This window comes from Marinobacter sp. (assembly GCF_052091845.1).
Lineage (GTDB): Bacteria > Pseudomonadota > Gammaproteobacteria > Pseudomonadales > Oleiphilaceae > Marinobacter.
In genome coordinates this window covers 1-9,190 of the sequence record NZ_JBQDCO010000077.1, presented here as the reverse complement: position 1 = coordinate 9,190, position 9,190 = coordinate 1, and the positions used below count along the sequence as shown (strand labels likewise).

The 9,190-nt window shown below is 55.1% G+C and carries 9 protein-coding genes and 1 pseudogene; 7 read left to right on the top strand and 3 right to left on the bottom strand.

Translation table 11 applies throughout. The features are described 5' to 3' along the window. Nucleotides 1-2 precede the first annotated feature (2 nt). Entirely contained in the window at nucleotides 3-896 is an 894-nt protein-coding gene (locus ACTHYN_RS15800; RefSeq protein ID WP_441813361.1) for an acyltransferase, read from the bottom strand. 180 nt (nucleotides 897-1,076) lie between these two features. Between ACTHYN_RS15800 and ACTHYN_RS15795 the strand changes: the two genes are divergently transcribed. The 4 genes from ACTHYN_RS15795 to ACTHYN_RS15780 all read left to right on the top strand — a co-directional run bounded on the left by ACTHYN_RS15795 (nucleotide 1,077) and on the right by ACTHYN_RS15780 (nucleotide 5,346). Beyond that, entirely contained in the window at nucleotides 1,077-1,988 is a 912-nt protein-coding gene (locus ACTHYN_RS15795) for a LysR family transcriptional regulator (protein ID WP_441813360.1), read from the top strand. Between the two features lie 115 nt (nucleotides 1,989-2,103). After that, entirely contained in the window at nucleotides 2,104-3,315 is a 1,212-nt protein-coding gene (locus tag ACTHYN_RS15790) for a Bcr/CflA family multidrug efflux MFS transporter (protein WP_441813359.1), read from the top strand. Between the two features lie 69 nt (nucleotides 3,316-3,384). Further along, a complete protein-coding gene (gene tpx / locus ACTHYN_RS15785; RefSeq protein ID WP_441813358.1) occupies nucleotides 3,385-3,882 on the top strand; it encodes a thiol peroxidase in 498 nt (165 codons plus the stop codon). Between the two features lie 171 nt (nucleotides 3,883-4,053). Next, the gene (locus ACTHYN_RS15780; protein ID WP_441813362.1) at nucleotides 4,054-5,346 is read left to right on the top strand and encodes an MATE family efflux transporter; all 1,293 of its coding nucleotides are present in this window, start codon (nucleotides 4,054-4,056) and stop codon (nucleotides 5,344-5,346) included. Here the strand turns inward: ACTHYN_RS15780 and ACTHYN_RS15775 are convergent. Then, nucleotides 5,332-5,648: pseudogene (locus tag ACTHYN_RS15775) on the bottom strand (thioesterase family protein). The gene ACTHYN_RS15780 and the pseudogene ACTHYN_RS15775 overlap by 15 nt on opposite strands. On the opposite strand from ACTHYN_RS15775, the gene ACTHYN_RS15770 reads away from it, so the two are divergent. Then, nucleotides 5,574-5,840: a hypothetical protein gene (locus ACTHYN_RS15770; RefSeq protein WP_441813363.1), complete on the top strand. Its 267-nt coding sequence runs from the start codon at nucleotides 5,574-5,576 to the stop codon at nucleotides 5,838-5,840. The pseudogene ACTHYN_RS15775 and the gene ACTHYN_RS15770 sit on opposite strands and share 75 nt — an antisense overlap. Before the next feature lie 91 nt (nucleotides 5,841-5,931). Continuing rightward, nucleotides 5,932-7,587 carry an MBL fold metallo-hydrolase gene (locus ACTHYN_RS15765; RefSeq protein WP_441813357.1) on the top strand — a complete coding sequence of 552 codons (1,656 nt, stop codon included), beginning with the start codon at nucleotides 5,932-5,934 and terminating at the stop codon, nucleotides 7,585-7,587. Nucleotides 7,588-7,642: 55 nt separating this feature from the next. Here the strand turns inward: ACTHYN_RS15765 and ACTHYN_RS15760 are convergent, their stop codons facing one another. Continuing rightward, nucleotides 7,643-7,801: a YqaE/Pmp3 family membrane protein gene (locus ACTHYN_RS15760; RefSeq protein WP_100638698.1), complete on the bottom strand. Its 159-nt coding sequence runs from the start codon at nucleotides 7,799-7,801 to the stop codon at nucleotides 7,643-7,645. A 206-nt stretch (nucleotides 7,802-8,007) separates the two neighbouring features. Between ACTHYN_RS15760 and ACTHYN_RS15755 the strand changes: the two genes are divergently transcribed. Next, nucleotides 8,008-9,190 (top strand): succinylglutamate desuccinylase (locus ACTHYN_RS15755; RefSeq protein ID WP_441813356.1); only part of this gene is annotated, 1,183 nt, incomplete at its 3' end.

The following is a 9,190-nucleotide window of genomic DNA, read 5'->3' as shown; positions in this document are numbered from 1 at the left end:
GACTACTGCTGGAGCATACGCTCTATGCGCTGGTCTTTGGCTTGCCACTGCTCTGCCAGCCAGGTTTTGACATTGCGCCTGTGCTCTGCGTCCGTTGAGTAATCCCGCCCTTTTAAGTGCTCGGGAATCGTGACAGTGTGAACTTCCATTTTCACTTCACTTACCCGGCCGCAGAGAAAATCCCAGAACGAAGGCGCGCCGCCGGGATAAGCAATGGTGACGTCGACAAGTGTCTGTATCGCATCGCCCATCGTATCCAGCACAAACGCAGCGCCGCCCGCTTTCGGCGTCAGAAGGTGAGTATAACGGGACTTCTGTTTATCGTGCTTGGCCTGGGTAAAACGGGTGCCTTCAACAAAATTCATCACGCTCACTGGCGTGAAGCGAAATTTATCGCAGGCTCTGCGGGTCGCTTTTAAATCCTCCCCACGCTTCTCGGGATGCTTAACCAGGTACTCCCGCGTGTAACGCTTCATAAAAGGGAAGTCCAACCCCCACCAGGCAAGCCCAATGATCGGCACCCAAATAAGTTGCTGCTTCAGAAAGAATTTAAGGAACGGAGCCCGGCGGTTAAATACCCGTTGCATGGCAAAAATATCCACCCAGCTCTGATGGTTACTAAGAACCAGATACCAACTTTCCCGGCGGAGGTTTTCGGCGCCATTAATATGCCATTGAGTGCCATGGGTAAGCTTCATCCAGCCTGTATTACAGGCCACCCAGGATTCCGAGATCCAGATAATCAACCGGGTACACAGCACCCTAAAGCTCTTGAGGGGAATAATTAGTTTCAGTAGTGCCGGAATATAAAGCAACAGGCACCAGAAAAGTGTGTTTACGCCAAGTAAAACAGAGCTGAGTACGCCGATAACGGGAGCAGGTAGGAAGCTGAGCATGCGATTCCTGTTGTGATTATTTGGTCAGTGGCCGGCAATCATACCAATCAGCACCAACGATGGGCAGTGGCCTTTTTGTACCTCAACGCCAACAGAAAATAACGGTTTGCCACAGTCCAGGCAAGCACCGCAAAATAACACCGGTTCCGGGAACTCCCATTCTCGATTACACTGCTATCCATGAACCTTATTGATACATTCAATCTTGATATTCGCGCACTCCACACCTTCATAACCGTGCTCGATGAAGGCAGCGTTTCACGCGCCGCCATCAAGCTCGGGGTCAGCCAGTCGGCGGTCAGTCACACGCTTGAGCGTTTGCGCAATGCTCTGGGTGACCCACTGTTCGTGAAATCCGGGCGGGGCATTGCGCCCACCCGTTACGCCCTTCAGGCCGGGCCACACATACGCCAAATCCTGGACGACATGCACTCATTGGCATCTGGCCCGCCCTTCGTGCCGGAAACCACGGAACTCACCTTCACCGTCGCCGCCAACGATTATGAGCGAGATCTTCTGTTACCGCCGCTCATGCAGCGCTTGCGACAACAAGCCCCTGGCGTGCTATTACAGGTGATTCCATCGGGCATTCCCACCGCCGACATGCTGCGTAAAAATGTATGTGACTTGGTTATTTCCCCCCACGCGCCAGAAGCCACCGATGTGATGCAACGGGGCCTGATGGCGGATCGCATGGTGGTTTTCTACGATTCTGGCCAACGCAAGGCACCAGAAAGCGTACCCGATTATCTGGAGGCAGATCACATCGCCTTAGTGTTTGCCCGTGGTGAAGAACCTGCCCTTGAAGCCAGTCTTTCCGCCAGCGGACTCACCCGCCGAAACGTTATCACGGTTTCTAACTTCTCCGGTCTACCGGAATTCCTCCGGAGTACAGACATGCTGGTTACGGCGCCTGAGCGCATGAGCGAACACTTACTTCGAGATTTTTCCTGGGTGCCCTTACCTTTCACTTTCAAGCCGTTTACCCTGCTGATGATATGGCACCGCCGCAACCAAAACGACTCCGCCCACCGTTGGTTGCGTAACCAGGTAAATGCCGTTGCAGCCACGATGAATGGCCTGAACGAGTAACCTATCAATTTTGCTCATATATACTATGAGCAGCACCGCCGTTATTTTTTAACCAAACAATCCTTAGAATCCCTCCAAAGTCGATCGCACCTGACCCCCAAGGTATGGAAAATAAATGCTCGCACTCACCAGTATATGGACAACAATACTGCTCGCCGCCGCTGTTGCACTGGGGCCGCTGGCCACAGATATGTACCTGCCAGCCCTGCCACAGATAGGCAATGATTTCGGCACCGGCACCAGCCAGGTTCAGCTAACCCTGAGCCTGTACATGGTTGGTTTTGCCTTCGCCCAACTGGTGTGCGGCCCCCTTGCCGATCGGTTTGGCCGCAAGCCAATCATGATCGGTGGTTTTGTTGTGTTTGCTGTTGCCAGCATTGGTTGCGCGCTTGCAAGCAATATTGAAACCCTGATTCTGTGTCGCTTCTTGCAGGCGTTGGGTGGCTCCGCAGGGCCTGTACTGGGCAGGGCCGCCATACGGGATATCTACACCCCTCGCGATGCGGCAAAAATCATGGCTATTCTCGCCAGCATCATGGCTTTGGCGCCGGCCGTCGCACCCACGCTCGGTGGTTTAATGGTTGCTGGCCTGGGCTGGCACTCTATTTTCCTCGTGCTGACCGGCTATGCCCTGATTATGGTGGTAGTGGTCACCTTCGGTATTCCCGAGCCCATGCGCCCGGAGTACCGCCAACCCCTGGAGCTTTGTAGCTTATTGCGTAACTATCGCGTTATAGGCACTGACAAAAGTTTTCTCGGTTACACCCTGACCAACGCACTGATATTTTCCGGCCTGTTCACGTTTCTGTCCGGCTCGTCGTTCGTGCTAATTGATTTTCTCGGCGTACCACCGGAAAAATTCGGTCTGTATTTCGCCGGTATCGTGGTCGGTTATGTCACCGGTAATCTCTCGGCCATTCGCCTTGGCAGCCGCCTGGTGCCAGATCAAATCCTCGTTCGCGGATTGACCATCTCCGTGGCTGCCGGTAGCCTGATGGTGACACTGGCATTGGCTAAGGTGTTTAACGTATGGGCCGTTATCCTGCCCCAGGCACTGTTTATGGTCGGCATCGGCATGGTTATGCCCCAAACCATGGCAGGCGCCATGGCTAACTTCCCCCGCATGGCCGGTTCTGCTTCGGCACTGTTCGGCTTTGCGCAAATGGCCATCGCAGCCTCTGCCGGCATGCTCGTGGGCCACCTGCACGACGGCACTTCCCTGGTTATGGCCACCATCATAGCTATCTGCGCGGCTTGCGCCCTCGCCAGCTACCTGTTATTTGTGCAACGTCATCCTGCCCCGGGGTTTGAACCACAGGCAGGATGAAAAGTCGTCCAAGATATACTAGACAGAGTAAGCTGTTTCTGAACATTTATGGATAACAAGGAGCAAACCATGAGCACAGTCACTTTAGACGGCAATCCGGTTGACGTGAGCGGCCAATTTCCACAAAACGGCGATACCGCACCAGCCTTTACACTGACCAGCAGCGGCCTGGAAGAAGTCACCCTCGACAACTGGGCAGGGCAGCGCAAAATCCTGAACATTATCCCCAGCATTGACACCGGCGTGTGCGCGGCCTCTACCCGTAAATTCAACGAAAAAGCCAGCGCTCTGGATAACACAGCGGTGCTCGTTGTGTCTGCCGACTTGCCTTTCGCAGCGGCAAGATTCTGCGGCGCTGAGGGTCTGGATAACGTCAGCACACTCTCTACCTTTCGCAACCACAGCTTCCAGCAGAACTATGGCGTAGCCATGCAGGATGGGCCGCTGGCAAGCCTCTGTGCACGTGCCGTTGTGGTCCTGGATGAAAACAACAAGGTTATACATAGCCAACTCGTTAACGAGATCAAAGACGAGCCAGACTACGACGCAGCCTTGAAGGTCCTCTAAGGAAACCAGTAACCGGTTCCGAAGCCTTACGGGCGGATCAGCCCGTAAGGCAATCTCCCGAATCCAGAACACAAACCTGTTAAACTCCAGCCCTAATTCAAGACCAAGGCGTACCCCCGAACTGTGAGCAATACCTCCCGAAACGCCAGCCTTTCCCGCCAGCTTTACACCATGACATGGCCGATGCTGTTTGGCGTGCTCTCGCTGATGACGTTCCAGCTTGTAGATAGCGCCTTTATCGGCCAACTCGGCCGTGATCCGCTGGCAGCACTCGGTTTCACCCTGCCCATGCAACAGCTCATTATTGGCTTGCAGGTGGGCCTGGGAATTGCAACCACCGCCATTATTTCGCGAACGCTGGGCACCGGTGACGAACTTCGGGCCTTTCGCCTGGGCGGATTGGTTATTACCGTGGGCAGCACACTGGTGTTCGTACTGTGCGTCGGCCTGTGGCTACTGCAAAGCCTCATTATGAGTGCACTGCGGGCTGACGACAGCGTGCTCCCGCTTGTGCGTAGCTATTGGTTGCCCTGGCTGCTCTCTGCCTGGATTGGTGCGCTGCTATATTTCGGCTACAGCATTTGCCGCTCCCATGGCGACACCAAATTGCCCGGATACATGATGGTGGTCACCAGCCTTTCCAACATTGCGCTGGACCCGCTCTACATTTTTGTTTTTGATTGGGGATTGCCCGGCGCGGCGCTGGCTACCACCACCTCATTCGGCATTGGCTGCCTGTTTATCTACCAAAAGCTACTCAAGCGCGGCTGGGCCCGTTTCGATCTTCGTGAGCTGGCGCTGGGCCGCGCCCTGAAACAACTCAACAGCATTATGGCGCCCGCCATGGTCAGCCAACTCATGCCGCCAGCCTCCGCCATGCTGGCAACAGCTATGGTTGCAGGCTTCGGCTCGGCTGCCGTCGCAGCCTGGGGGCTGGGTACTCGCCTGGAATTTTTCTCCATTGTGGTGGTGCTTGCATTAACCATGTCCATGCCACCAATGATCGGCCGCATGCTCGGCGCCGGCGACATCGAACAGATCCGTAAACTGGTGCGGCTGGCCGTGCGGTTTATAGTGGCCTGGCAACTGGCTATTGGCCTGCTCTGGCTGGTCGGGTCAGGCCTGGTCTCCGATCTGTTCAGTAGCGACCGGCAGGTGCAGGATCTCCTTGGCGCCTACCTGGTGCGGGTGCCACTCAGCTACAGCGGCCTGGGGGTGTGCATGTTGATGGTGTCTATCTGCAACGCCCTTGGCCTGGCCATGCGGGCATTACTGGTTTCAACCCTGCGGCTGTTTTTGTGCTTTTTACCCATGCTGTGGCTGGGCAGCCAGCTCAACGGCATTCATGGCCTGATGAGTGGCGCCCTGGTGGGCAATTTGTTTGCCGGCATTATGGCTTACAGCTTTTATCGAACCGGCATGAAGCAACTCCGACAGGACATCAGCGGATCAGGCAAAGCGTGACCGGAAGCTTTCCGGCATGGGGACCACTGTCTTTTGCTGATAATCAAAAAATACAAACCCGTATTTTGCCCGCGCGACAGTTTGGCCGCTTTCCGCCTTGGTTACCTGGAACACAAAATCGCCGCCGTACTTGTTGAAATCCATCATCCCGACTTCAAAGCGCAGCATTTCCGGAAAGAACGATTCTGACTGATACATGGTCGCCAGGTCCCCGTCACGATAATACCTTGGCCGCTGCTGGCACCCTCGGATACACCGTAACTCAAAAGAAACTGGGCACGCGCCTCAGAGAGCATCGAAATCAGGGCATCATTACCCAGGTGGTTGCCGCTGTTTATATCGGTTATTCGAACCTGCATGCGGGTTTCAAAGCAAAACACATCGTCGGGGAAAGAGAGTTCAATTCGGGCCACGTTAAAATACCTGTCTTTCTATACGTTAGTTTTTTCAAAGAGTGTCTGGTTGCAGAAGCGGATGATACGCTGTTGGGTTGAGGCGTTCACCTCGAGATCTTGTGACAAAAATCAGTTATCTTCACTAAGCGTCATTGTGCGCTGGGTTCAGAGGTAACCGGAGGTTAAAAGCTTGAATACTGAAAACCGGAAGGATATTCGCCCTGCAGCCACCCTGGCCCTGGTGCGGGATTCTCCAAATGGTCTTGAAATACTGCTTTTGCAGCGTACCTGGGAGGCGGTTTTTTTGCCTGGCTATGACGTGTTCCCCGGCGGGGCCGTCGATCAACATGACAGCCTCGGGCGTGACCATACCGCCGGCCCTGCCGACACTGAAATCAGCCACACCATGAGTTTGAGCGAAGGCGGCGCAGATTACATGCTGGCCGCCGTGCGAGAATGCTTCGAAGAAGCGGGGGTTCTGGTGGCTGTGGATTCGGCTAAGCGCACCATAGGCGCAGACCACGCCGCTCACAATGATCGCGACGCTGTGTTCCGTGGCGAGTTATCTCTCGCTGAACTGTGCCAGCGCCACCAGCTGACCATACCTCTGGACCGGCTCGCTTACCTGAGCCACTGGGTAACCCCCCCCGGGCCTCCCCGCCGTTTTGATACCCGTTTTTTTGTCACCAAGGTGCCGGAAAGCCAGTCAGTGAAACATGATGGCGACGAAACCATCGCTCACGTTTGGATCAACCCCGCAAAAGCGCTGGAAGAGCACCGTTCCGGCCAACGGCTGATGACCTTGCCCACCATCAGAACCCTGCGGGTATTAAGGGATTTTGACAACGCAGACAACCTGATGCGTTACGCTTGGGCAAATCCTCCAGAGCCCTTCCCAACCCGGCCATGGCCGGCCAACCGAGGCGGTAAGCCGGTTATTCTGGAGCCGGGCTCACCTGCCTACGATGAGGCTGGCAAGCTGGATCCTGAGGGCGAAGGCAGCACACAGGCTGAGATTACCCCCGGGGAGCCAGTTGAGGTTGCAGCCGGTGTAGTCCGCCTGACCGCGCCCAACCCCGGCATGATGACAGGCCCGGGAACCAACACTTATATCCTGGGGCATGATCGATTTACGGTATTGGACCCCGGCCCCGACCATGCTGGGCATATTGAGCAGATCCTGGAGATCACGAGGGGGCGAATTGATTCCGTGGTGGTTACCCATACCCACCTGGATCACTCCCCGGGCACCCGCGCCCTGAAGGCGAAAACCGGATGTCGGGTTTACGGTCGGTTGGCGCCAGAGGGCGCATCACAAGATCAGACCTTTGCGCCAGACGAGCAGCCAGGCCATGGTGATTTGATTAAAACCGACGCCGGTATACTTAAGGCACTGCATACCCCAGGGCACGCCTCCAACCATCTTTGCTTCTTGCTGACAGATCAGGATTTGTTGTTTTCGGGGGATCACATCATGCAAGGCTCAACGGTGGTTATTAATCCGCCGGATGGCGATATGAAGGCCTACATTGAGTCGATGTACGATTTGCTGGCAGAGTCGATCCGCTTTATAGCACCAGCCCACGGATTCTTGATGGGGCACCCGGAAGCGATCATCGATTACTTGATCACCCACCGCCTGACCCGGGAAGAAAAAGTGGCCAGAGCCCTGGCGAAACTGTCACCAGTAAATCTGAAAGACCTCACCAGCAAAGCTTACGGTGATGTGCCAACCGCCATTCATGGCGTCGCAGCCAGATCGGCGCTGGCCCACCTGCTAAAGCTGAAGGCCGATGGCCGGGCAACCCGGGAGGGTGACATCTGGCTGGCCACCCCAAGGATTTAAGAACCCTGCCACCTGAACACCAGGGCTGGCAGGTGTATACAGCACCTGTCGGCTTTTACTTTTTGGCGATAATGTATACGGCGTGAACAATGCCGGGTATATACCCGAGAATCGTCAGCAATATGTTGATCCAGAAGTGCTTTCCTATACCCACCTGCAAAAAAACGCCCAGTGGCGGTAACAAGATCGCAATAATTATTCGCAAAAAGTCCATATTGTTCCTTCCCCTTCTTCAGATATAACGAGTGTCTCGCTTGCACCATTAACCCTTGCAAGCTGATCACACCATTCATCTTAACCACATTTGCTCAAAGTTTATGGCAACACTATGAACATGGCATTAAATCTTTGTTATTGCCATGTCCATGATGGCTAATCGACCTTTATCCTTGGGCTCTTGATAATGCCCCGAGAGGAATCATGCTGTTTTCCAAACTGCAAACGCTAACCAGCACCGTCGCTGCTCTGAGCCTGCTAATGTTGGCGCGGCCCACCATAGTGCAGGCAGCGCCTCCTGCCGAAAAGGAGAAAGCAACACTCGCTCGGGAGCTTTTGCTGGCTGAGCTGGCAGAGGACGAAAGCGTTGAAGTTGTCGAACGCTCAGAGCCAAGACGGCAAACTGACAAGGCGCCGGCACCCAGCGTAGATTCCGGCCCCGAAGAGTCAGCCCCCGAAAAAAACGCAGAAAAGCCAAAGCCGGCTCTGAAACCTATAAAGGTCGCGCCCAACATTGATTTGAAAGAGGTTGCGCCAGCACCCACTCCCGAACCGGCGAAAAAACCGGACAGCAAAGAGCAAAAGGTGCCTGAACCTGAGCCAACTCCGGAACCAGACAGCAAAGAACCACAGCCAGCCAATAATCTGGTGTTACTTGGTAGCGAAGTCTTGCCCGGCACATCAACCCGCCTGGCCTGGTCACCCGGCATTCAAATTGCCGGTTTGGCACAACCCACACCGGTGCTAGTGGTTAACGGCGTTAACGCCGGTCCAAACCTTTGCCTGACGGGCACGATTCATGGCGACGAGTTAAACGGCATCGAGATTATCCGGCAAACCATGTACGACCTGGATCCGGAAAAGCTGAGCGGCAGCGTGGTAGGTATTCCTATCGTGAACCTGCCCGGTTTTCAACAGGGTAGCCGCTACCTGCCAGATCGACGCGACCTGAACCGGCACTTCCCTGGCAGCGAAACTGGCAGCCTGGCCGATCGCATCGCTTATTCACTGTTTGAAAATGTCATCCGGCACTGCGACATGCTGGTGGACATCCACACCGGTTCACTTAAGCGCACGAACCTGCCGCAGCTGCGGGCAGACATGAACAACCCCACGGTTGCAGAATTCACCCGTGGTTTTGATCGCATGGCGGTGGTACACAGTAGCGGATCATCAGGCATGCTCCGTACAGCAGCCGTCAATGCCGGCATTCGCACGGTTACAATGGAAGCTGGCGAATCCCACCGCATCCAGGAGCATCAGATAGATGCCGGCGTAAACAGCCTGACCAGCCTGATGGAAAAGCAGGGCATGATTTCCCGAATGTTTGTCTGGGGCGACCCCCAGCCGGTGTATTACAACTCAGCCTGGGTAAGAGCAAACCAGG